The following is a 22,471-nucleotide window of genomic DNA, read 5'->3' as shown; positions in this document are numbered from 1 at the left end:
TTGGGCTGTGAGGTTTGAACTGTGGGCTTTGGGCTGTGTACTGTGAGCTATGAGCTATGAGCTTTTCAAACTAGCAGGTTAATAAAAAAGGAGCGCTGAATATTCAGCGCTCCTTTTTTGTTGCCATAGTTTTTTGCCATTGATTTAATGCCATGACTGCGCATCTTAAACAACTTACTTATCCTCACCTGCCAGAGGATCTACATAGTGCAAGTGCACATCCCACGGAAAGTGAATCCAAGTACTCTGTTCGATATCCGCCTCATATTCATCCACTAAAGGAAGGCCTTCAGGTTTCGCATAAACGGTTATAAATTTAGCTTTTGGTAAACGCTTACGCAAAAAACGTAAGGTATTGCCAGTATCTACTAAATCATCCACAACTAGAAAGCCCGCGCCATCTTCGGTGCAGCTGATATCTTTCAGCATTTCAGGCTCGGCTACTTGGCTTTGATGGGCATAACTGCGCACGCACACACTTTCAACAACACGAATATTTAATTCACGAGCGAGGATAGCTGCGGGCACCAAGCCTCCTCGGCTAACCGCGATAATACCCTGCCATTGCTCGGCGGGGAGTTGGCGGCGGGCCAATTCGCGCGTAGCGCGATGAAGTTCTTCCCAAGAAACAAAATACTCTTGGTTACTATGCAGTCCCATGGGTGCTCCTTTTTATGCTAGCATTCGTAGTCAGATTGCTCACAAGTATAACACTATGTTGAGCTGAGATATTTACCCCATGCCTTCAAGGTTTTTCATAATTATTTAAATAGGATAGCAAGATGCCAAAAGCGATTTTTATCGATGCCAAAGGCGGCGAGTACGAAGTTGATGTAGAAAACGGACAAACTTTGATGGAAGCGGCGTCGGACAATATGCTCGATGGTATTATCGGCGAATGTGGCGGGGTTATGTCTTGCGCCACTTGCCATGTATATATAGCCCCTGAATGGGTAGAAAAGCTCGAGCCTGCTGGCGATATCGAGGAAAGCATGATTGATGTTGCCCGGGATCCACAGGAAAACAGCCGTTTGAGCTGCCAAATAACCATGAGTGACGAGCTTGATGGTATCGTAGTGCACATGCCTGTTTCACAATTTTAACCGGCTAGAGCGCGCTGCAGCGCTCATAAAACCGAACAGCTAACCTTGCACAGCTACCATTGTTCTATCATGGTAGCCTGTGGTTACCGAAATAAAACCACTTAACTGAGCATCAAGCTCTGCATCACCCGTATCTACTCGAAGTGGTCGGCCATTCAATGCTTGCAGCTTCGCTTTCGTGGCTATTACGCGAATATTCTCTTTACCAACCGCGCGAATAACCGCCGGCGTGAGCTGTTGATTGCCGCGGCCGAATAAATGCCCTTGGCCGCCAATGAGCGTTATCACCAATACCAGGGGTATATCCTGCGCTTGCGCTTGCTTTACCCTTTCTTCCAACGCAGCACCAGTAATATCCGCTTGCTCTATTTTTCCTTGATACACCACATCCACACCTAAGAGGGTATTATTGTGGCCAAGCTCACCCATCAAGAAATCAACCGTAGAGCCGGATCCCATAATATATAGAGCGTTATCGTCCATTTCTTCGATAACATCAGCGGCAATATCAGCTAAAACCAACTCATCACTTTCTTTACCGCCGATTTTTACCGCCTGCATGTACTCCAGTTCACCCGGAACTTTTAGCTCAGCATAGCGCCTTGCTCGCACCGTGCCTTGACGAAAAGCATCCTCATCGATATCCATTACATCGGCTGCTCTTAATGTTGTTAAGGCCCCCGTAATCAGTTGCTCGAGCACCTTTCCGGCACCAACCGGGGTAATCGCATAAACACCAGAATGTATCTTAACGCCGGCAGGAATACCTACAACCGGCAATTCTTCGGGATTCCAGTTGGCTAATTCCGAGCTGGTTGATTTCGCCTTGAGGAAGCGCGCGGATTCCTGCAGTGCCGAAGCAACATCACGCGCGGTGCCATCACCGCCCGCAAACACCAAAATGTCCAGTTTCTGGCGCACAATAGCCATCACTGACTGTTGCGTATCAATGGCCTCGGTTTGGCTAACGTTTGAATGGTAAACAACCTCATACTCGAAGCCAAGCTCAGCCAAAATATCAGCGCCCATACTGTTTGCCGCGGTGAAGAACTTTATCTCGTTGCGGTATGGTAGTAACTGCGATAAGGCCTGCAATGCCCGCTTTTCCGCTTTTTGTTCTGCACCTCGCGCTAGGGCTTCGCGCCGCGTTTCCGCGCCATCACTACCTTTCAAGGCTACCGCGCCGCCAATACCCGCATAGGGATTGATCACCAAGCCAAACTTATATTTATACATGGCCCATTGCCTCAATTTTTTGGCTTAGCTGCTCGTTCGTGAACTTGCTCAGCGCATTTGGGTAACTACTATTGCGTTGCCGTTGTTTTTCCTGCGCTAACATTCTCGCCCCTTGCTCAACGAATACCTCGTAAGTAACGCTAGGTGTTCGCCACTGCCCTTGTAAAACCTCCGCAAAACGTTGCGCCCTCGGCGGCCAGCCTTCTTTTGCTCGAGCCAAGGCTTTATTGATAACCGCCTCAGCGAAGGCTAAACGGTTTGGCGGCTCAGCACCACTTAGGTTATCGAGGCTAATTTCGAAAGGTACATTGGCCGCCATACTCAAATACCATTCAATAGCCTGCGGATGCACTTCAGCTTGCTCGAACCGGGCTTGCTGTTCTGGCGAGCGGCCATCGGGCGCATACCAATAACCGAAATCTGGTAGTTGTCGGCGCACCTTGCCAGCAAGGCACCAATGCGCTATTTCATGCAGTGCCGAACGGGTGTAACCATGCGCGAATATAATTCGGTGAAACTCATGCTTGTTCGAGTTCGGAAGATACACGGGCTCATGATCGCCCGCGAGCAATATAGTTTGCTCACTTTCTTGAAAGGTATTATTAAACAGGCGGATCAATTGATCCGCCTGAGCTTCAAGAACTATTGCCATAGTTTACTCTAAAGCCTATTCATAATGTTGATATTCAAGGCCTTCAACCCACCATGTTGGCGCTTCTTCGCCTTTCAAATAATAATCGAAAAACTCATGCATTTTTATGGTGTAATCGATTTTGTTGGCGTATCGCTGTAAATGATGCGGTTCACCTTCGTATTGCAGCATCACTACCGGCTTATCTAAGCGCCGCAATGCAAGATAATACTCGATTCCCTGCTCCCACGGAACAGCCTCATCTTCATCACCAAACTGAATTAACATGGGCGTATTAATCTTGTCAGCAACGAAAACTGGTGAATTTTCCAAGTATGGCGCAAGATTATCAAACATACTCTCGCCAATGCGGCTTTGCCCTGTTTCGTATTGGAATTGCCGTGCAAGCCCAGAACCCCAGCGAATGCCACTGTAGGCGCTGGTCATGTTTGATACGGGCGCACCGGATACAACCGCAGCGAAAATATCGGTTTCCGCTACTAAGAACGCAGCTTGATAACCAGACCAGCTATGCCCATGCAAACCAATCGCTTCTGGGTCAGCCACGCCCATTTCAATGATTTTTTCCATTCCCGGCACGAGCGATTCTGTGGCACTTGGCCCCGGCGCACCTTGGCGGAAATGCACATCAGGCAAAAACACCACATAATCTTGGCCTAGAAAATAAGGAAAGTTCGGCCGATGGTTTACCTTCATTTGGTTCCACTGATAAAGGCGCTGGGAGAACTTCTCATAAAAATATACCATTACCGGGTAGCGTTTATTCGCATCGTAGTTATCTGGCTTAATCAACACGCCTTGTAGCGGCTCTCCTCGTGTTGATTCCCATTCCACTAGTTCGGCATTACCCCATAAAAACTCATTGCGCTGTGGATTCACATTAGTAAGTTGGCTAGGTGCTGAGAAATCACGTGTAGCTAACATTAAATCTGGGAACTGGCGAAAATCTTGCTCGGTGAATAAAACCCGTTGCTCATCTTCGCTATGCGCTAAGAAAGTATAGGTTTTCTCACCCTCAATGAGCGTTGAGAGCTCTTGATTTGTTGTATCAAACTGATAAAAACCACTGGTTTTTAGGCGTTCATGGTAGGCCCGCAACAATATCGGATGAGTGGTATCAATCACATCATGGTCAGAGTTATAAACGATTCTAAATTGGCGATCATTATCACGCCCAACTTTAGTTAAATTCTCGGCTACGCCATTGCTATCAATTTGCCAAATATCGAAACGGTCGTATACCCAAAATGCGCTGCTATCAGCAGCCCAACCTGCTACACCGTAGCTGCGAGGTTCGCTTGGTACATCATTTTCCTCATCAACCCAAGATACATTGGCATTTTTGCCCACAACAACACTTTCACCCGTATTATTGTCGAAACGCTTTAACTCATTCCCTTGCACAAACACAACGAAACGCCCATTTGGCGATAGGCTACCCCGCTCACTGGAACGAAGTTTTTCAGCAATCAAGGTTCGCTCACCGGTGCTTAAATCAACCCGGTATAAATCATGATGAAAACCATTCCATGTTGTTTCTCTTTGATACGGCGTACTATCCCATGCGAGCACTGCGAATGGATGATCATTTAAGCTTAGGGATTCAAATGGGTTGTTGCTCAAGGCCACCATAGTACCGGCGGCTGGATAGAGTACGGCAGCTGCGGTAGCGCGCTGCATACGGCTATAGCTTTGCCGTTGTTGTGGCTGAATCATGCCATCATCACCGTGCCAAACCTGCAAGCGGCGATCACCTAGCAAACGCTCAATACTGTATAGATCTTCTGCAGATTGTGGGGTTAAATCGGTTTTTTGCTTTTCTTCAGGCATCGGCCGGTGGCCAATAAATAACCGTTGGCTATCTTCGCTAAAACGCATACTGCTGTGTTCTGAAAGAATCATCCCCTTGCGTTCTGTATCGGCGGGCCGCGCACTTGCTTGCCCTTGCTGCCAAAGCCAGAGCGTTTGGGGTGTTTCGGTTAAGTTTGATTCCTTTTCACCGGATAAAAATGCAAAAAACTCAGCATTCGGTGCAAAGGTTAGTTTTTTATAATTCAGGTTGCTTGCGCGATCTAAAATTAAGCGTTGGTTATTACCGGTGTTGAACATCACCACCGCCGCTTCTACATTCGCATCGGTTGTGGCTTCCTCGCTCCCATCAACCGCCTCATTCTCTGCCGCTTCGGGCACATCTTCTTTTGTGTGTTGCACCCAAACAATTCGGCTACCCTCTTCCGCAACGGCATAATCACTAATATTATGAACCTGCTCTTGCGCGCCGGAGCTAAGGTTTACAAGGGTTAATATTTGCCCTTCCTCGCTCCCATTTTCTTTACTAAACTCTTTTTCGTGTAATACCAGTAAGAAATTACCATCACCACTGAATGCAGCTGAATCAGCATGGCCGAAGCTTTGCTGTTCACCATTAACAACGTTTACGAGCACCGCATTATTTATCAGCTTGGCCCGTTCCTCTTTGCTGCTTGCTTGCTCGCGCTCAAGTAATGGCGGCTCTTGCATAAACACAACAAAAGCTCCGTCGGTGCTAATCTTCGGGTTGTGGCCGCGCGCTACGCTAAACGTTTCGCCATCAGCAGTGCGTACCACAATTCCTTCACGATCACCGTAATCCGGGTTTGCCGAGAAAGCGATAGTAGCCAGATCTTTACTCTCTTGCCGTTGTTCAATTTCTCGGAACTGCATAATATCGGTAAGTTCTAACGGCCGTAATTCGCTATTATCTGCGTTCGCTGCAGGCATCTGTAGCAAGCCTGCAAGCATTACGCACACGGCAAAGTAAATCGCGAGTTGTTTCATAGCACCCTCATTTCTGTTTTTATTTATTCCATCATTATCACCAACTCCATGGTGAATAACTACCCCACTAATCGCGCACTGCCGCTAGCTCACCGCTTGTAGGTTTACACAGCAGTTTGTTCAACCCGAGTGGTTTGCTCGCGGATAAAGATCGCAACCACAAAGCCGATAAAAGCGGCAATTGCTGCCAAAGTAAAGGTGAACTCAGCACCATCGCCTTGTTGCCAGAGGAATCCCGCTATCCATGCCCCGAGTGCACCACCGCCAGCGAAGCCAACACTCACATAAAACGCCTGACCGCGGCTATGCTGCTCGGATGGAAAATAGCGATGAACAAAGCGCATCGCTGCGCTGTGGTGCAAAGCAAAACTAAACGCATGCACTAATTGAATTGGAATTAACCACCAGAACGTATCGGCAAAATTTGCCAGCGCTAGCCAACGTAAGCTAGTAAGTGCTAGGCAAAAGAGTAATAAACGGCGAACCGTAAATTGCACAACCAAGCGGCCCGCAATGAAAAACATCGCTACCTCGGCAGCTACCCCTAGGGAAATAAGCGCGCCCACGGCTATCGGGGCATAACCGAGTTGCGTGAGATAGAGCGCAAAAAACGCGTAAAAAGGCGCAAAGCTCATTTGCAGCAACATGGTTGAGGCAATAAACATCACAAAGGGCCGCCGCCTAATACGCTGCCAAAACCCCTCTGGGCTTGGTGCATCAGGATCCTGAAACGCTCGTTTCGGTTCATCGAGCTTATGCACTGCCAGCAATAACGGTAAAAGCAGCACGGCGCCAAGGAGAGGAAAGCTCTCAGTGCCGGCCAAAGCAAGAATTTCTGCGGTTACTAAGGCCACCAAAATAAAGCCAAAACTTCCCGCCATACGAATTCGGCTATACCGGTGATTTTCCGCCCCAAGGCTGGCCAAGGTAACCACTTCGAGCTGCGGAAGAATAGCCGACCAAAACAAGCTTATGAGGCCGAGCAATAGCGCAACCGCCAGATAACCATGCGCTTGGGCTAATATCACGAGCAGAACCAATGAACTCAACACACCGAAGCGAATTAACGGCACTAATTTTCCCACTCGATCTGCGATAGCAGCCCATATGGGTGGGCCAATTACACGACAAATAGTAGAAATAGCGATTAACTCACCGATTTGTCGGGAGCTAAACCCCAGAGCGTCTAGATAGAAGCCCAAATAGGGCACTAACAGCGCCAATACCGCGAAGTAGCCAAAATATGACCAGCTCAAACGTCGACATTGGCGTTGGAATGCAAGCTCATTCATTTCAGGTGTGGCACCGTTGTAGTTACATGGCCATTTTGGGCGCGCTGGCGCAACCAGTGGTCCATAATGGTGAGCGCCATCATAGCTTCCGCGATAGGTACCGCGCGAATTCCAACACATGGATCATGGCGACCATGAGTGCTAATGGGCTGGGCTTGACCAAACTGATCGATAGTTTTGCCTGCAAGTTTAATGCTAGAGGTTGGTTTCAGCGCAATTTCTGCGGTTACCGTTTGGCCGCTGCTAATGCCACCTAATACGCCGCCGGCATGGTTTGAGCAAAAACCTTCCGGCGTCATTTCATCACGATGCTCCGAGCCCCGTTGCTCAACTACGGCAAAGCCATCGCCAATGCTTACTGCCTTTACCGCGTTAATCGACATCAACGCCTTGGCTAAATCAGCATCGAGCCTATCAAATACTGGCTCACCTAAACCGGCTGGAACACCAGTTGCTTCAACTCGTATTTTCGCACCAATCGAATCGCCCGCTTTTTTTAATTCTCGAATAAGTGCATCTAATTCGTCGATTTTGTTGGCGTCAGGAAAGAAAAAAGGATTGTTCGCTACTTCTTGCCAATCGATTTGTTCGGCAGTTACTCCGCCCATTTGGGTCATGGCAGCACGAACATGAATACCCTGTTGCTGCAGAAACTGCTGCGCGATAGCACCTGCGGCCACGCGCATTGCCGTTTCCCGAGCTGATGAGCGCCCGCCCCCGCGATAATCGCGATGGCCGTATTTGTGTGCATAAGTGTAATCGGCATGCCCAGGGCGAAATAGATCTTTAATATCAGAGTAATCTCTACTTCGTTGATCGGTATTTTCAATCACTAAACCAATCGGCGTGCCTGTTGTTTTGCCTTCGAATACACCTGAGAGTATCTTGATCTGATCGGCCTCACGCCGCGGTGTCGTATAGCGATTATTCCCTGGTTTACGGCGATCTAACTGAGCTTGGATATAACTCTCATCTATTTCTATACCCGGCGGACAACCATCGATTATCGCTCCAAGCGCTGGACCATGGCTTTCGCCAAAGGTTGTTACACGAAATAATTCACCAAAGGTATTTGCGCTCATGGTTATCTACCTTGTTCTTAATGTTGTTTATGAATAGCCAGAATGAAGAGCCACGTTGTAATCTTGATTTTCGAGGTAGTGGCTAATTACTTTGCGTTTGCAAAATCGGCAGCATGCGCCAGCAATTGCTCCCTGCTGATGACAAACACACCGGTGCCACCGTTTTCGAAATCTAACCAAATAAAAGGAACTTCTGGCCACTCTTCCATCATGTGCACCAGACTATTTCCCACCTCACACACCAAGATCCCCTCAGTAGTAAGATGTTTTGGAGCATCTCGTAAAATCCGCCGAACCAGATCCAATCCATCATGGCCCGCGGCTAAACCGAGCTCCGGTTCATGATGGTACTCATCCGGTAAATCCGACATATCCTCTGCATCAACATAAGGAGGGTTCGTTACGATTAAATCGTACTCTTTGCCGGTTAAAGCATCTAGGCCATCCGATTCAATCGCACTCACCCGGTCACTCAAACCATGCTCTTCAATATTCATCTTCGCTACCACTAAAGCATCCACGCTAATATCTACAGCGTCTACTTCAGCCTCGGCAAATGCATAAGCGCAGGCAATAGCTATACAGCCTGATCCTGTGCATAGATCAAGAATTCTCGTTGGTTCAGCGCTGAGCCAAGGGGCAAACTGTTGTTGAATAAGCTCAGCTATGGGTGAACGAGGAACGAGAACTCGCTCATCAACGTAGAATGGTAAATCCGCAAACCAAGCTTTGTGTACTAAATACGCTGCTGGAATTTTATCCCGCACTCGGCGCTTTATCAGCGCGCTTAGTTGCAGTTTTTCATCTCTGGTTAAGCGACAGTTTCTGCATTCATTTAATTCTTGAAAGCTCAGTGAAGTAACGGCTGATAACATTAGTAGCCCTTCTTCCCATCCGTCGGCTGCTCCGTGCCCGTAATAAACATCAGCGCTGTTCAATGCGGTAGTAATGTAACGTTGCCAATCGGCAATACTGATCAGATCATCGGTGAGCTCGGTGTATTCATGTGTCACTGTGCTTTCTCCCTTTGCCATGCGATTTGGTTGTAATTCAGGGTCAATGCCGCCTATTATACCCACGAATTCAAGGTAAATGAGTAATTCCCACGAATGGAAACGAAAAAACCGAAAAAAACACTTGTTTCTGAACAGGACCGTGAGCTGTTTCGCGCTGAAGTTGAGGGTATCACACCAATAACTCAAGATAGAGCGGAGTTACCCGTAGTGCCTGTGAGCCGAAAAAAAGTGAAGATGAAAAATCTTGCCTTGGAAACGCAGCGCGATAATGCCAGCGACCCATTTTCTGATCATTATGAGCCGTTACTTCCCGAGGGCACCATGAGTTGGGTAGCTAGCGGCGATGAGCCGTATCTGGCAAAACAATTGCGCCGTGGCGATTTCTCGCCAGAAATGACCCTCGATTTACATGGGTATACTAAAATTCAAGCAAAACGCGATCTCGCCGCAGCTATTAAGCAATGTGTTCGCGATTCGTTAACCTGTTTGTGTGTGATTCATGGTATCGGCCACGGCGTACTGCGTCAGCAAGTGCCATTGTGGTTGGCACAGCACCCCGATGTTCGTGCTTTTCATCAAGCTCCCCTAGAATGGGGCGGACACGGCGCGCTTTTAGTTTTGCTCAGGAGCGCGCACCCCTTGCAAAACGCCCTCCATCGCTAAAGGCTCTACATCAATCACAGCGATGCCCGCAGTTGGAAACAATGGCGGTTGTACACGTTGATCTAAATAGCTGGTGAGATAGCACACGAAGGGCATGTGAGATACTAATAGCACCGTTTCCGCAGGCTCAATTTGCAGACGAGCCAACAAAGCGCTGGCAAACATTTCCGGGTCACTTTCAGGCGTTATCTCAGCGGATACTTCAACTACTTCAGCAGAAACCAACTTTGCCACTTCAGCGTAGGTTTGCTGGGCACGCACGTAAGGGCTAACAATCACCAAGTCAATTTTACTGGCTTGCTGAGCTAACCACTCGGCTGCTTGAATAGCTTCTAGGTGGCCTTGCTCGGTAAGTTCGCGCGCTGAATCAGGTTCAACTCTACCCAACTGCATGGCAGGTGCTTTTGCTTCGCCATGCCGCATAACAAACACCTTCATGAATTTTGCTCCGCTTGCTGGTCTGTGCTTTTACCACGATTTTGCTTTGGTCGACCGCCCGTAACTTTGTCGGCGCGGCCATCTTCTTGCGCTTTTTCCGCTCGCCGCCGACGAATTTCTTTCGGATCTGCAATGAGCGGACGATATATCTCGATACGATCACCCATTCGTGGTGTATCACTGAGCTTACAAGTTTTGCTCCAAATGCCCACCGCATGTTGGCTTAAATCGATTTCGGGGAAAAAACGGTTTATTCCAGATTGCTCAATGGCTTGAGCCACTGTGCAGCCGCGAGCAACCGACAAAGCAATAATCTTTTGCTTTTCCGGAGTAGCAAATGCCACTTCGATACTAATAAGTGTTTCACTCATTGCCATAAACCTGGCGGGCTCGAGTGGCAAAGGCATCAACCATTCTACTGGTTACTTCGTTAAAGATTTTCGCGAAAGCAAAGTGTAAAAGCTTATTGGAAAACTCAAAATCCAGTTTCAGGGTAACCTTGCACGCATCATCACCGAGAGGTTTAAATTGCCAACCACCGTGCAGGTCTCGAAACGGGCCTTTTACCAACTCCATACGAATAAACTCTTCGTTTACCAGCGTATTTCGGGTCGTAAACGCCTGGCTGATACCGGCTTTACTAATCGAAAGCTCGGCAACCATATTGTTTTCGTTCTCTTCAATGATCTTTGCACCCACACAACCGGGCACAAATTCCGGGTATGCAGCAACATCATTTACCAGCTCGTACATTTGGCGGCAGCTGTAATGTACCAAAGCGCTGCGTTCAATTTGTGGCATTGCGAATACCTGCCTTCCATTGTTTGCGGTAAGTAAAATAAAACGTGCGCATTCTACTCCTTCTTTCAAACTGATGCATCTTTTGTGATTTCTCTTTTCAGCGCGGGCACGATGCGTATAATACGCCCCATGAAATCGAAAAATAAATCAGTACCCACAATAGCCCTGAATAAAAAAGCTCGCCACGAATATTTCCTTGAAGATAAGTTCGAGGCGGGTATTGAACTTGAGGGTTGGGAAGTTAAAAGTATCCGTAACGGCAAGGTGAACATTGCCGATAGTTACGTGATCTTGAAAAACGGTGAAGCCTATTTGCTTGGTTCACAAATTCAACCACTCCATCAGGCTTCGAGCCACGTGGTGTGTGATCCTGATCGAACTCGCAAACTACTACTGAAGAAAAAGCAGCTCAGCGTGCTGTTTAGTAAGGTGGAGCGTGAAGGTTACGCCATTGTGGCTACGGCAATGTATTGGAAAGGGCCTTGGATAAAGCTCGAGATCTATCTTGCGAAAGGTAAAAAATCTCACGACAAACGCGACACCATTAAAGATCGTGATTGGGCGCGGCAAAAAGAGCGGATGATGAAACATAGCGTTCGCTAACGCCCGCTTAAACGTGCAAACTTGTGCATAGGTTTGCACGCGCAGCTGCACTTCAGCACATTGTTTTAACTGGCTACTACACGCTCACGGTTAGCAACACGCTCACTGGCAGCTGCAAAAGCCAATCACATTTTCCCACTCGCCATTGGCATTACAATCAGCGGTGCCGTTGCAAAACCATTGAGTTCCCCAATCTGTACAGCCGGTTCCGGATTTACTCACCTGAGCGCGGTTACCCGGCGTTGTCTCTGGATACGTTAGGGTGGTGAATTGCATCGGCGTAAAGCCGTAAATCGGTTCGCTCTCAGAAAAGCTGGGGCAATTACCTAACGTCCGTTGCCAACTAACAAAAGCATAAATATCACTTTGCATACTCGCCCTTTTGTTATTTTGCGCACTTATACGCACTAGTTTTTGCCATGCCTCCCCTGCTCCTAGTTGTTTGTTCACCGTGCAAGTGCTAGAGCCACTTTGCAAAGGCGGAATACTAGCCGGCTCGCATTGTCCTGTGGCGCCGTCTGCCGATAGCTGTAAATCACACCCATGCACACACTCCGATAGATTCACAGAAATGCTAGCGGTGAAATTCTCCTGCCTCTGCTCTTGGCTGCATCCTTGACAACTTTGCATCGAAAGATTCGGTGGCATAGGTGCTTCACACCACCGGTTTTCATGCATACAAGCCCATAAGTTGTGGTAAAGCCCGGTGAGTTCCGCACCTACATTCTCGATGTTATCTGCATTTACACCTGCTATATGAACAGTATCATCTACTGTAACTAATCCCACGGCATTTAAACGCTCTACCTCAGCTTGCAGCACTACCGAGCTTGTTGTGTTTACTGCCGAGCTCAGCATATTCGATGCAGAAACTGAATTTGCAGTTAGCGTATTAACCTGGGCTGAGTTTACGTTCCCTTCGTTGGCTTGTAATGTATTTGTATCCAATTCTGCAGCCGTAAAGTTAGCTGTATCTAAAACATCAACCGTTACTTGCTGAAAAACACTATTACTCGCTTCAGTATCTAACATGCGAATTTGCGATTGTTGCCAATTTCCAACATTCGCTCCGTGAGTAACCTGCATAGCCATTGCCTGAATGCGGTCGATGTCGGCTACTGTTGCGCGCATGCTTTGGCTCTGTAGGTGATCTACCTGCACATTCAAGCTTATGGCATCTTGGTTGGTTGCCGCATTTCCGGTTAGCGTAGTGGTATTGAAAGCACCACTATTTATTTCATTCACGTTCAATTGCTCAGAATCTAATTGCTGCAAACCATTTAAATCGAAACCGGCCATATCCAACGCAGTATTCATAGTCTCAAAGCTAGTATTTTCTATTCCCGTTCCGTTATCAGCTCGATTCACCCAATCGCTCTGATCATCCGGGCGGTTCGCAGCATTCGCCACGGGCTCGGTTAATAAACGCAACCAAAGTTCATCGCCACTCACCCAACTTGCAGCTAAATAGGGTTGCACTCGCTCCACCCTATTTTGGCTAAATAGCTTTATGCGCAACGCTGGTTCAGAACCAGCCACAAGAGTAAGTGATTCAACGTAGCTAACCGCCAAATCGGGTATGGGTTGTGCAGGCCAATGCCCATTCTGTTGATAGTAACGCATAGTCGCCATTCGTGTTTGGTGAAGCGTTTCAACGATTAACTCATCCTGGCGCTGCTTTTGTTTGCTCTGTTGGTAAATTTTTGCAGTAAGTGCCGAACCGGCTGCCGCAATTAAAACAAGCAATAGAACAATTAATCCATACCCTTGTTGTTTATAATGCAGCACGATTCTGGCCCTGCAAACGCAACAAAGCTTGAGCAAGGTTAAGATGCGCTTCGGAATCGTAAGCTTGCCCTTCAATGAGAGTTAATGTTGCTAACCGCAGGTGCGTTAGCGCTAGATTGTGCCTAGCGGCTGCTAAATCAGGTTGGTAGCTTAACGCGCGTTGGTAAGCGTTTAATGCCGCTTCTATTCTCTGTTCCCGCAAATGCACATTACCAAGTAACAACCAGCTCTGAGCATCTTTTTCATTTGTTTTTAGCAGTTGCCGTAAAGCACTCTCAGCACCGAGAAAATCACCACTCCGATAGCTCGCTATAGCTTGATTCTGCCACTGTACTTGCTCATCAAATTTAAGTTTTGGCGTTGCCGAGCAAGCGCTTAGGAAGGTTATGATGAGCAACAAATACAACAACCGAATTTGTGTGAATCTTTTCATTGCAACACCGCCTCCGTTAAACCCTGTTTTGGAATCAATCCGTGCTTAGCTAAAAAACCAGCGGGCAACTCAACAACGCTTTGTGCATCGGCGCGGTAACGCCATGATCCAGGTTTTACGTTGGTTTCCACATGCACCACTCGCTGCTGCTTATTGAGCCAAAGTAAATCAATGGCCTCCTTCATAGAAAATGTATGAATACTTCGACATGGGGTAAGCCAAATCCCAAGCGCAGATCCTCGACACCCCCAACCGAGTAACCGATTCCAACCTGATGCCGCTACCTTTAATTGACCTAGAAATTGATGTTCGCCAAAACGAACACAGGCTAGTGAGGCGATATTGCCGTGCCTCTTAATGCGTACATTCCATTGCTGCATATGTTTGCTCTCCTTCGCAGTTATAATTTGTAACTCAAAGCTAAATATCTTTTCTAACTTACCCTTTCACATATTTACCAATCAGCTAGGCCACATCACTTTCCCTATAATGACACCAATAAATGGCAGCATAGTGGCTGGGAAAATGAAAATAACCAGAGGCATTAATAGCCTCACCGGTGCTTCCTGCGCCTGCGCCTCAATTTCCTCAGCTATTTGTTGCCGGCGAACATCGGCTTGATAATTGAGTAAATCGGCAAGGCGTCCACCATGTTGATTGGCTTGAATCAACAAACTAACAAACATGGCAATTTCCGGCCCCGGTAAAGTATCTCTTAACTTCTGAAGTGCCTCGGATAAGCTCTCTCCGGTGCGCGTTCGCCGCAAAACTTCGCGAAACTCAAGTACTAGCGGATTCATTTGCATATTGTTTTTCAAACTCGGCTTCGAATCATTTTGAGTTTGGTTTTGTGTATTCACAGGCGAACTCGCAATACTATTTGGCACACTCACAATCCGCTGTAACGCAGTTGGCAGAGGAAAGCCTGCAGACAACAGCATAGCTAGTGTTTCCATAAAAGTTGGTAAGGCGTATCGCGCTTGCTGCTGATACTGTTTCTTGCCTCGTAAGCGCCATATCTTGCTCGCAAACACCATGAGTCGATGTTTAGGTTTTTGTACATCTTCTTCTTTTTGTTTAGCCGCCGAAATCCTCATATGCACAATTAAGCCAACACAGCAGCCTGAACTTATTGCGAAGGAACCAATCAAAATAAGTACCCAGTTCATAGCGGCACCTCAATTTTCAGAATGCGATTAATCAACCAATGCCCAGCAAGTAGCATTCCAATCATAGTTACCGCAAGAAACCAACCAATATGGTGAGTGCTTAAAGTTTCCATGATGGTTTGCTCCATAAACCAGAGCACTGCACACAGTAACAGCGGTAAAGCTGTCATCACTCGGCCCTGAATTCTACCTTGCGCACTCAAACTCAAGATCCGTTGCTGTAATTGCAGTTTCTTCCGCATACTCGCAGCTAATCTTTCTAGCAGCGGCGCCTGTTGCCCACCGGCTTCGTATCCTAGCCGGAGCGCCACTACCGCACGATCTAAATCAATCGAAGGCATGCGTTGTTGAAGATCAAAAAGTGCATCAGGAAATGATTTCCCGAGCCGAAGTTGCCGTGTTACCAGTGTCATTTCTTGGGCAAGCGGAATAGGCATTTCTCGGGCAATAAATTGTAACCCCACTTGCATACTGCCGCCGGAACGTAAAATATTCGCAAGCAACAAAAGTGCATCCGGAAGCTGCTTTTGAAATGCTTTTTGCCGTTTCTTCTTCAGGTATTGATAGAGCTGCCAAGGCCCAAAACTAAGTGCAATCATGATAGATATCAACCAACCCCAGGCAACAGAAAGCAACCAAAGCGTGCACAACATCACTAACCAAACAAAGAGCCAGAGGGTAAGTAACTGCCGCACCGGTACAAAAAGAAATAGTTCGGTAAGGCTTTGTTGCATTCTATTTTCGTAAGTTTTCTCATAGCTTTCTGCGATCTGGCGCAATCCGGTTTGTAGCAATAGCGCGAGAGCTGCGCTACTTAAGCCAATAAAAAACGCGATAAGCACGATCAACATACCGATATCACCTTAAATAACCGACAAGCTAAAACGCGAATGCATTTGCTTGATTTAGTTCTGCTAGTATTTTCTCCCGTTCAGATTCTGGGAGTTGATCAATAAACCGTGGCACTTGCCCCGTTACTTCATGAGATTCTGTTTCTGTGTTGTAGCGAACAAGCTCGGCAAGTTGTAGTACATCGCCATCGTTACCTTGTAGCTCCGCTAAGCTAGAAACAACGCGCTTGCCATTCGCCAGCCGAGTAATTTGCACAAGTAATTTAACTGCACCCATAATCTGTTGCCGAATCGCGCTCATAGGGATTTCAATTCCCGCCATTAGCACCATGGTTTCTAATCGGCGAAGTGCATCTCTAGGTGTATTCGCATGCAACGTGGTTAGAGAACCATCATGCCCGGTGTTCATAGCCTGCAACATATCTAAACTCTCGCCCGCTCGACACTCACCCACCACAATCCGATCTGGCCGCATTCGCAATGCGTTTATCACCAATTGGCGAATACTCACCGCGCCCTCACCCTCCTGATTGGCTGGCCGCGCCTCTAATCTAACTAAATTGGCGTGCTGCAATTGCAACTCCGCAGCATCTTCAATCGTGATGATGCGCTCATGTTCTGGAATGAAATCAGCTAATATATTCAATAAGGTGGTTTTACCACTGCCAGTGCCGCCGCAAATCAACATATTTTGTCGACATCGCACCGCACTCATCAATAGCTTCGCAAGTTCGGGGCTCACACTTCCAGAATCTTGCAAATTCGCCATAGTTAGCCGATTTATCGCGAACTTTCGAATGGTGAGGCAAGCACCATCAACAGCCAGTGGCGGAATGACGGCGTTCACTCGAGCACCATTTGGTAATCGCGCATCGACCATAGGCACACTCTCATCAATGCGGCGCCCAAGGGGTGTAACAATTCTCTCAATCACTCGGCGAACGGCCTGCTCATCGCGAAAACTATAAGGGCTCAGCGTTAAACTGCCGCGGCGTTCAATGAAAACTTGATTAAAGCGATTTAGCATTATTTCCGTAACGTCGGGATCACGAAGTAAATTTTCTATCGGCCCGAGCCCCACCAAATCATCAATGGCACTTTGAATCAGCACTTCTTCATTAACACTTTGAATGTCGATCGATTCTCTTTTCAATTCCTTTCTAATAACGGTGGCAACCACCTCTCGCAACTCAGTATCTGAGAGCAAATCAACATCAGTATGATGAATATTTACCGCCTTCAAGGTGTTTTCAAGCAACCTTTGATAACGACTTCTTTCGGCATCCGCAAAATTAGCAAAATCCATTTATGGCTTCTCCTCAACCTCAAGCATTCCAGTGCAGCCCAACGCATTAAAACTCTGCAAGAGCTCCGCTTGCTGCTCAAGCTGCTCGGCATACCGAGCAGTTTGCTCATGGACATCTATTGGCGTAATAAATACAACTAACTCGGTTTCCTGTGCTTGTTGATCACGATTTGATAACCAGCGTCCCGCCCCCGGTATGCCAGAATGCACCTCGCTTTCTTCATGGCTTACTAAACCGGCAATCACTAAGGTTTCCCCCTCGTTTACCGTGACCATGGTTTCCGTTCGCCGTGTGCGCAAACCAGGTACCCCCTGCACTGCTATGCCCAAATCAGGTTGGCTCAACTCACTGATTACTTGCGTGCGGATGCGCCCATCAGCCAGCTTTACCGGTGCCACTTTTAGGTAAATCCCATAGTTTTTAAAATCAACTTGTGTAGCGCCTTGTAAAGTAATTTGTGGAATAGGAATTTCACCGCCCGCCAAAAACTCGGCGCTTTCGCCACTTTCAACGCGCAACTTTGGCGTTGCTAATACGCGCCCTTCACCACGCTCCTGTATCATTTGCAAAGTGCTTGCTAAACTCGTATTCCAGCCTAGATAGCCATATTGGCCTTGCGGTAAACCTGCCAATAACGATTCCGCTCCGGGCACTGTGTTAAGCGCTTGTTCGCCTATTGCTCGAAACCGATTACCGCTGTGCCAATCACTAATAACCCCTAACGCTGGCCCTGCTATGCTTTGCTGCCAATTCAAACCTAATTGCCGTAGTGAGCGTCGATTCACCTCATACACTTTTACCGCTAATTCCAAAGTGGCTTTTGGTAAATTTTTCAATTCAACATTGGCAATGTTTAAGCTTGAAAAATCCGCTTTTAGTTTTTCTAATCTGGCAAATACATATTCATCTACCTCACCACTTAAAATGGGCTGCCCACGCTGCCAGGTTACACTCAGCAATGGCGCAGTATCCGTAATTTGCTCAAGTGTGGCGCGCAAACTAACATCGGTTGGTGCATGCACCTGTACTTGTATCTTTTCATGACCACCACTTTCCAACCACCAAATCACGTCTGTTTGCCCAGCCGCCAATGCCATGATCATTAGCTCTTTATCATTGATAAGCCGAGCCTCGGCGATACTTGGGTTGGCCAACGCTACACGGATTATTTTTTCTTCCGTGTAAATCATTTCTGCGCTCCCAACAGCTAAGCTTTTTGGCTCTTGGTTAACGCTAATTTCATCATTGGCCTTTGCAGAAAACGAATACCCGTTAATCAGGAATAGCGAAGAAATTATGAGCAGCATCATTGAACGTAGGAATGCAGTAGCGGGCATTTAGTAACCTCCATACTGAGAAAAATTCGGAACAGCGGTGTGGCTACCCGGGGTAATGATTTCTACCGAGGAAAAGCCCGCAAGACCCTCAACTCGAACAGGATCTTTAGCATCTCTAAGAATCGGAAGTAGCATTTGGTTTTCAGAAATCTGGTGAATTTTGAAGTAATCAGCTAACGGCACAGCAACGGTTATTTGCTGGTAGGCTTCCGGCCTGAGTGATTGTCCGGTGTTCACTACTCCGGAGCTTTGCTCTTGGGATGCCTGAGTGATGTGCCCTGTAGCCATTACTACTGCACGCTCAAGAATGAGCTCTGCGTTACCCTGCATATTCGCGTATAGATCAATGGTATCACCGGGCTTGAGTAAACCCGCGTGTTGCTGCAGTGAAGAAATAGAAAACGAAAGCGGTACTGAACCGGGTGGTAGAGTGCTAGCAAAACTCGCCGCAGCTAGCGGCTGCAAATGCAACCACTGCAGAGGTTTACCTGAACGAATAGCCTGCGTTAAATCTGCACGAACAGTTCTGCCAACTAATAATTCAGCCTCATGCGGGTGTACGATATCAGAAGGCAAACTGGTTTCATCGAGCTCACGCACGCGCAAATCATCAAGGTTCAATGGCATACCCGGGTGTAACCCTTGTGTTGACACCACCACGGGAATTTTTGGCTTTGCGGGCTCAATCTGTACCCGTGAATCTGCAAGCTGTTTTACTTGCAGGTCTTGAACGTACTGATATAAAAGTACCGCTGATATCAGGGCACAAATCAAACCAATTGCCAGTGGCAAAAATATCCCTTTGAAAAATTTTCCTTTAAACACTGCAGTTCCCTCTGCTGTAAATGTGCAAACTATGGTTTCTTCTGCGTTACCTCGGTAATAAATATGCGGCCGTCATCTTGTTCCCAACCCGATATAAAAACCTGGATTGAGTGATTTTCTTTAGCCAGAACAAAACTGCCCGTATACTGATCGTAAGCGGTAATTCGCCAGCCTTTCCCCTGCGCTAATCTCAGTTCTTGTTGCTGTAAATCATCAATACTGCGGTCTGATATCCATGTAATTACTCGCTCAGCACCGCTGCTGTACTCAGAAACTAGCTGTGTTTGCTTCCTATCGATTATGTTCCTGCCATTTGTGCCGTTTTTCATCACCGTGGTGTTAGAGAAATCCGAATCCCCCTGCGAAAACTGAGCTTTTTGCGATTCTAGCCATGCTTCTGACCAAAAAACGCCATATTTGGTAGCATAAGCCGATAGAATTGCCTTTTCGTTTGCGCAACTTATCTGCCGCCGTTTTACTTCAACTTGGCTATTCGCATGTCGAGAATCGGTTTTATGCTCGGTCGAATCCGATTGAAATATTAAGCAATCTTCAAGCGATTCCAAGTGTGCCACTAATTCGGCAAATGAGGCAGAACTAGGCCACACCGTTAATTCATAGTTCAAAAGCCGAAGCGAACTGGTAGCGTTGAGTGAAACCTTATGAGCATCTAAATACTTCGGCTGCATTCCCGAAACCATATCACTTGCAAGAAATTGAGTTTCAGAACCAAACGCTTTAGCGGAGATCAACGATGATGCGCTCAACATAACCAACAAAAATAGCGATAACTGCTTGAACTGGTTCATCAGCAAGTACCTTGATTCGAATGATTTCGTGGCTCACATAGTGCGTTACTCGGAACAACATCCGCATCAACAAATCCCAAACGTAATTGCTTTGGCGAAAACTCCCGTGCAAATGGCAAAATAGATACTAATAATTGCACATGTTCAAACCCCAAGTTTTTTACATACTGAGAAGTGGTTAGGGCCTGCGGCCGACCAATGAGATCCTGCAAGTGCCTTGGTGCCCAGCCATCGCTTAAACGCAAATAGCTCAACCATGGCGGATGCCCTGAATCATCACCTTTTGGCTGTAAAATCGCGCTGTGCAGGGTATTCAAAGGCAGTGAGAAATCTTCCTGCCAATCCAACAGTTTCCAAAGCGGCCGGATGCCTTTAGCAAAGGCATAATCATCGCTTACCGCCGTAGTTAATTGGTATTCCTTACCAATTTCTAAGTTGAACTCACGCTGGTAATCATCGATTTGCCAATGTTCTAATCCTGCGTGCTCTCTCAGCGGCACTTGCTGAAGATGCAATGAAAGTAATTGTTGCGCCTCATAGCGCTTATCTAGCCTGCCTTTCAGTTCCGGTAGTGCCCATAATAAAATCATGCCTAAAACACTGATTAGCAGGGTGAACTCAACCATAGCTTGACCAAATGATCGTTTCGATAATCCCTGTAAAGCTCTTCCATAAGCTTTATTCATAACTGTGCTCCAATTAATTTCCGGTCTACTTCGCTAATGTTTTTCGGCCGAACTTGCCACAGAGCATTATGCAAGTTGGCCCGCTCGATAGAATCATCGGCTCGGGGCCAGAATCGATTTGGCCTTTGAAAATAAATTTCACTGCGGCCCATACCCCAAAGACGAGGTTCATCATCGCTGCCCCCACGCTCTTGAACAACGAGCGTGATTTGTGGCGGTTTCTTGGTAATACCCTCTGCATCCTGCAGCCGATAGTAGGCCGGTGCTTGCGGTTGTAGAAGAAAGCGATGCCCACGCCGTGCCGTTGCTCTTGATGTTGTCCAATTTAGTTGATAACTATCGCCAAAACCTTCAGTGCTTCGCCTGCGTGGTAGTGCTTCGGTTAAATAACTAGCGCCGCCACCGATTGGTATATAAGCATTGGTAACCCATAGATCTAGGTGCAATTGATGCGTATCAAGTGATTGCCAAACTAACTGCCCCTGATTATTTACCTTAATTTCTGAGCCGCCCGCGCGGTAAACTTTCGAACCTAAAACATTCACCCAACTATAAGTTCTTCGTTCACTGAATGAATCACGAGAATCACTCACCATCTGCGCGTAATCCTCTTGATGTTCAAGATCACGGCTATGTTTTTGCATTCGTAGCCATAAATATTCAGCGTCTACCAAGGTTTGGTGATTGAGCAAGCGGATTTCTAAATCTTTTTCAGTGCCCTCTACAATATCGGTCGCGGTGGCAATGCTGCTCAACCAAGCAGCCTGATGAAACGCCCACTGAAAACCAGAGAGCCCACTAATTACTGCTCTTTGCAAAGCAAGTGCCGCCTGGATACCGGTTCGCATTGGTTGTTGAAGTTGATTTAACAATCGAGCAATTTGAAAGGTGACACTATTCACATAGGGTATCCACGCCGATATCAAAGCCATGTTCGTACTGGTTTCCCTGGTCATTTCATACCAGGTATGGAAGCCAATAATTTGGCCAATCGCCATTTCGTTGGCTACCATAGCGCGGTTACTAATTGCTTTAATGTTTAAATCGCGGGCCGCAATGATTCCTAAGGCTTCAGCGGCATATTGCGCTACTTGCTCGATTTCAGTTTGTTTTTGAACCTGTTGGCTCAATTCAACAACCTGAAGGAGTGCAAACGCCAACCCAGCCATCAGCAAAGCGGCTAGCAGCAAATAAATTCCCCGCGCTGGCGCCTTAATTCCCCGAGTTTGTGGCTTCATCGTAGTTACTCAAACTGTAATCTTTATTCGCTTGAGTGGCCGCACTGTTGGCTGCTGCGGCGGCATTGCGTACTTGTGTGGTACTCGATTTTCCTGAGATTTCTTGGGCAACACCAGCCATTTGATTACGAACAGTTTTTCCAAAGAATGAGTACACACCAATAGCCGCAACAACAACTAGGGCTAGAACAACAATGTACTCTGTCATGCCCTGCCCAGCTTGGATACGTGCAGGAGCACCCGTGCTCTGCCGCAAGTGATTTTGCTTTGATAATGATTTACTGAAGTGTTTTCTTAACATGTTGCCCTCCTTGAGCAGTATGCT

General features: G+C 47.2%; 25 protein-coding genes. 3 read left to right on the top strand and 22 right to left on the bottom strand.

The features are described 5' to 3' along the window. Window positions 1–174: 174 nt before the first annotated feature. Window positions 175–660 (bottom strand): xanthine phosphoribosyltransferase, encoded by a 486-nt coding sequence (gpt, locus tag CWE08_RS06650; RefSeq protein WP_126766944.1) that lies wholly within the window; start codon window positions 658–660, stop codon window positions 175–177. A 122-nt stretch (window positions 661–782) separates the two neighbouring features. Between gpt and CWE08_RS06645 the strand changes: the two genes are divergently transcribed. After that, the gene (locus CWE08_RS06645) at window positions 783–1,103 is read left to right on the top strand and encodes a 2Fe-2S iron-sulfur cluster-binding protein (RefSeq protein ID WP_126766943.1); all 321 of its coding nucleotides are present in this window, start codon (window positions 783–785) and stop codon (window positions 1,101–1,103) included. A 39-nt stretch (window positions 1,104–1,142) separates the two neighbouring features. Here the strand turns inward: CWE08_RS06645 and CWE08_RS06640 are convergent, their stop codons facing one another. The 6 genes from CWE08_RS06640 to prmB form a co-directional block, all read right to left on the bottom strand. Further along, complete coding sequence (locus CWE08_RS06640; protein WP_126766942.1) at window positions 1,143–2,339, bottom strand: ATP-NAD kinase family protein; 1,197 nt, start codon at window positions 2,337–2,339, stop codon at window positions 1,143–1,145. Next, complete coding sequence (locus tag CWE08_RS06635; protein WP_126766941.1) at window positions 2,332–2,991, bottom strand: elongation factor P hydroxylase; 660 nt, start codon at window positions 2,989–2,991, stop codon at window positions 2,332–2,334. The genes CWE08_RS06640 and CWE08_RS06635 overlap by 8 nt, the downstream gene beginning before the upstream one ends. A 15-nt stretch (window positions 2,992–3,006) precedes the next feature. Further along, on the bottom strand, window positions 3,007–5,808 hold the full coding sequence (locus CWE08_RS06630) for a S9 family peptidase (protein WP_126766940.1): 2,802 nt from the start codon (window positions 5,806–5,808) through the stop codon (window positions 3,007–3,009). Between the two features lie 104 nt (window positions 5,809–5,912). Further along, complete coding sequence (locus CWE08_RS06625; protein WP_157981236.1) at window positions 5,913–7,100, bottom strand: MFS transporter; 1,188 nt, start codon at window positions 7,098–7,100, stop codon at window positions 5,913–5,915. After that, on the bottom strand, window positions 7,097–8,182 hold the full coding sequence (gene aroC, locus CWE08_RS06620) for a chorismate synthase (RefSeq protein WP_126766938.1): 1,086 nt from the start codon (window positions 8,180–8,182) through the stop codon (window positions 7,097–7,099). The genes CWE08_RS06625 and aroC overlap by 4 nt, the downstream gene beginning before the upstream one ends. A gap of 86 nt (window positions 8,183–8,268) precedes the next feature. Then, window positions 8,269–9,216 (bottom strand): 50S ribosomal protein L3 N(5)-glutamine methyltransferase, encoded by a 948-nt coding sequence (gene prmB, locus CWE08_RS06615; RefSeq protein ID WP_126766998.1) that lies wholly within the window; start codon window positions 9,214–9,216, stop codon window positions 8,269–8,271. A 75-nt stretch (window positions 9,217–9,291) separates the two neighbouring features. Between prmB and smrB the strand changes: the two genes are divergently transcribed. Then, the gene (gene smrB, locus CWE08_RS06610) at window positions 9,292–9,861 is read left to right on the top strand and encodes an endonuclease SmrB (RefSeq protein WP_126766937.1); all 570 of its coding nucleotides are present in this window, start codon (window positions 9,292–9,294) and stop codon (window positions 9,859–9,861) included. On the opposite strand, the gene sixA is transcribed toward smrB, so the two are convergent. Genes sixA through CWE08_RS06595 form a run of 3 tightly spaced genes read right to left on the bottom strand, consistent with a single transcriptional unit; the run spans window position 9,811 to window position 11,100 of the window. After that, window positions 9,811–10,299, bottom strand: coding sequence for a phosphohistidine phosphatase SixA (gene sixA / locus CWE08_RS06605; protein WP_126766935.1), 489 nt, complete (start codon window positions 10,297–10,299; stop codon window positions 9,811–9,813). The two genes, smrB and sixA, sit on opposite strands and share 51 nt — an antisense overlap. Then, window positions 10,296–10,670 (bottom strand): RnfH family protein, encoded by a 375-nt coding sequence (locus CWE08_RS06600; protein ID WP_126766933.1) that lies wholly within the window; start codon window positions 10,668–10,670, stop codon window positions 10,296–10,298. The genes sixA and CWE08_RS06600 overlap by 4 nt, the downstream gene beginning before the upstream one ends. Then, window positions 10,663–11,100, bottom strand: a complete 438-nt coding sequence (locus tag CWE08_RS06595; protein ID WP_126766931.1) for a type II toxin-antitoxin system RatA family toxin — start codon at window positions 11,098–11,100, stop codon at window positions 10,663–10,665. Before CWE08_RS06595 ends, CWE08_RS06600 begins: the two co-directional genes overlap by 8 nt. Window positions 11,101–11,229: 129 nt before the next feature. Here CWE08_RS06595 and smpB point away from each other — a divergent pair, with 129 nt between their 5' ends. Continuing rightward, entirely contained in the window at window positions 11,230–11,703 is a 474-nt protein-coding gene (gene smpB, locus CWE08_RS06590) for an SsrA-binding protein SmpB (protein WP_420837078.1), read from the top strand. A gap of 102 nt (window positions 11,704–11,805) precedes the next feature. Here the strand turns inward: smpB and CWE08_RS06585 are convergent, their stop codons facing one another. From CWE08_RS06585 to CWE08_RS06530, 12 genes are all read right to left on the bottom strand, one after another. Then, window positions 11,806–13,491 (bottom strand): hypothetical protein, encoded by a 1,686-nt coding sequence (locus tag CWE08_RS06585; RefSeq protein ID WP_126766927.1) that lies wholly within the window; start codon window positions 13,489–13,491, stop codon window positions 11,806–11,808. Next, window positions 13,478–13,924 carry a tetratricopeptide repeat protein gene (locus CWE08_RS06580; protein WP_126766925.1) on the bottom strand — a complete coding sequence of 149 codons (447 nt, stop codon included), beginning with the start codon at window positions 13,922–13,924 and terminating at the stop codon, window positions 13,478–13,480. The genes CWE08_RS06585 and CWE08_RS06580 overlap by 14 nt, the downstream gene beginning before the upstream one ends. Beyond that, on the bottom strand, window positions 13,921–14,304 hold the full coding sequence (locus CWE08_RS06575) for a DUF192 domain-containing protein (protein ID WP_126766923.1): 384 nt from the start codon (window positions 14,302–14,304) through the stop codon (window positions 13,921–13,923). The genes CWE08_RS06580 and CWE08_RS06575 overlap by 4 nt, the downstream gene beginning before the upstream one ends. 81 nt (window positions 14,305–14,385) lie before the next feature. Further along, window positions 14,386–15,093, bottom strand: coding sequence for a type II secretion system F family protein (locus CWE08_RS06570; RefSeq protein ID WP_126766922.1), 708 nt, complete (start codon window positions 15,091–15,093; stop codon window positions 14,386–14,388). Then, window positions 15,090–15,944, bottom strand: coding sequence for a type II secretion system F family protein (locus CWE08_RS06565; RefSeq protein WP_126766920.1), 855 nt, complete (start codon window positions 15,942–15,944; stop codon window positions 15,090–15,092). Before CWE08_RS06565 ends, CWE08_RS06570 begins: the two co-directional genes overlap by 4 nt. 28 nt (window positions 15,945–15,972) lie before the next feature. Then, window positions 15,973–17,250, bottom strand: coding sequence for a TadA family conjugal transfer-associated ATPase (locus tag CWE08_RS06560; RefSeq protein ID WP_126766918.1), 1,278 nt, complete (start codon window positions 17,248–17,250; stop codon window positions 15,973–15,975). After that, the gene (locus CWE08_RS06555) at window positions 17,251–18,588 is read right to left on the bottom strand and encodes a type II and III secretion system protein family protein (RefSeq protein WP_126766916.1); all 1,338 of its coding nucleotides are present in this window, start codon (window positions 18,586–18,588) and stop codon (window positions 17,251–17,253) included. It abuts the gene before it with no gap. Continuing rightward, window positions 18,589–19,413 carry a Flp pilus assembly protein CpaB gene (gene cpaB / locus CWE08_RS06550; protein WP_157981235.1) on the bottom strand — a complete coding sequence of 275 codons (825 nt, stop codon included), beginning with the start codon at window positions 19,411–19,413 and terminating at the stop codon, window positions 18,589–18,591. It lies immediately after the preceding gene. Between the two features lie 29 nt (window positions 19,414–19,442). Continuing rightward, window positions 19,443–20,222 carry a hypothetical protein gene (locus tag CWE08_RS06545; RefSeq protein ID WP_126766912.1) on the bottom strand — a complete coding sequence of 260 codons (780 nt, stop codon included), beginning with the start codon at window positions 20,220–20,222 and terminating at the stop codon, window positions 19,443–19,445. After that, window positions 20,222–20,908 carry a hypothetical protein gene (locus tag CWE08_RS06540; protein WP_126766910.1) on the bottom strand — a complete coding sequence of 229 codons (687 nt, stop codon included), beginning with the start codon at window positions 20,906–20,908 and terminating at the stop codon, window positions 20,222–20,224. The genes CWE08_RS06545 and CWE08_RS06540 overlap by 1 nt, the downstream gene beginning before the upstream one ends. Then, window positions 20,905–22,146: a hypothetical protein gene (locus tag CWE08_RS06535; protein WP_126766908.1), complete on the bottom strand. Its 1,242-nt coding sequence runs from the start codon at window positions 22,144–22,146 to the stop codon at window positions 20,905–20,907. The genes CWE08_RS06540 and CWE08_RS06535 overlap by 4 nt, the downstream gene beginning before the upstream one ends. Continuing rightward, entirely contained in the window at window positions 22,121–22,447 is a 327-nt protein-coding gene (locus CWE08_RS06530; protein WP_241973852.1) for a pilus assembly protein, read from the bottom strand. Before CWE08_RS06530 ends, CWE08_RS06535 begins: the two co-directional genes overlap by 26 nt. Window positions 22,448–22,471 lie beyond the last annotated feature (24 nt).

Source organism: Aliidiomarina iranensis (assembly GCF_003987135.1).
GTDB classification, from domain to species: Bacteria; Pseudomonadota; Gammaproteobacteria; order Enterobacterales; family Alteromonadaceae; genus Aliidiomarina; species Aliidiomarina iranensis.
The sequence above is the reverse complement of the archived record's forward strand: the minus strand, read 5'-3'. Positions and strand labels throughout refer to the sequence as shown.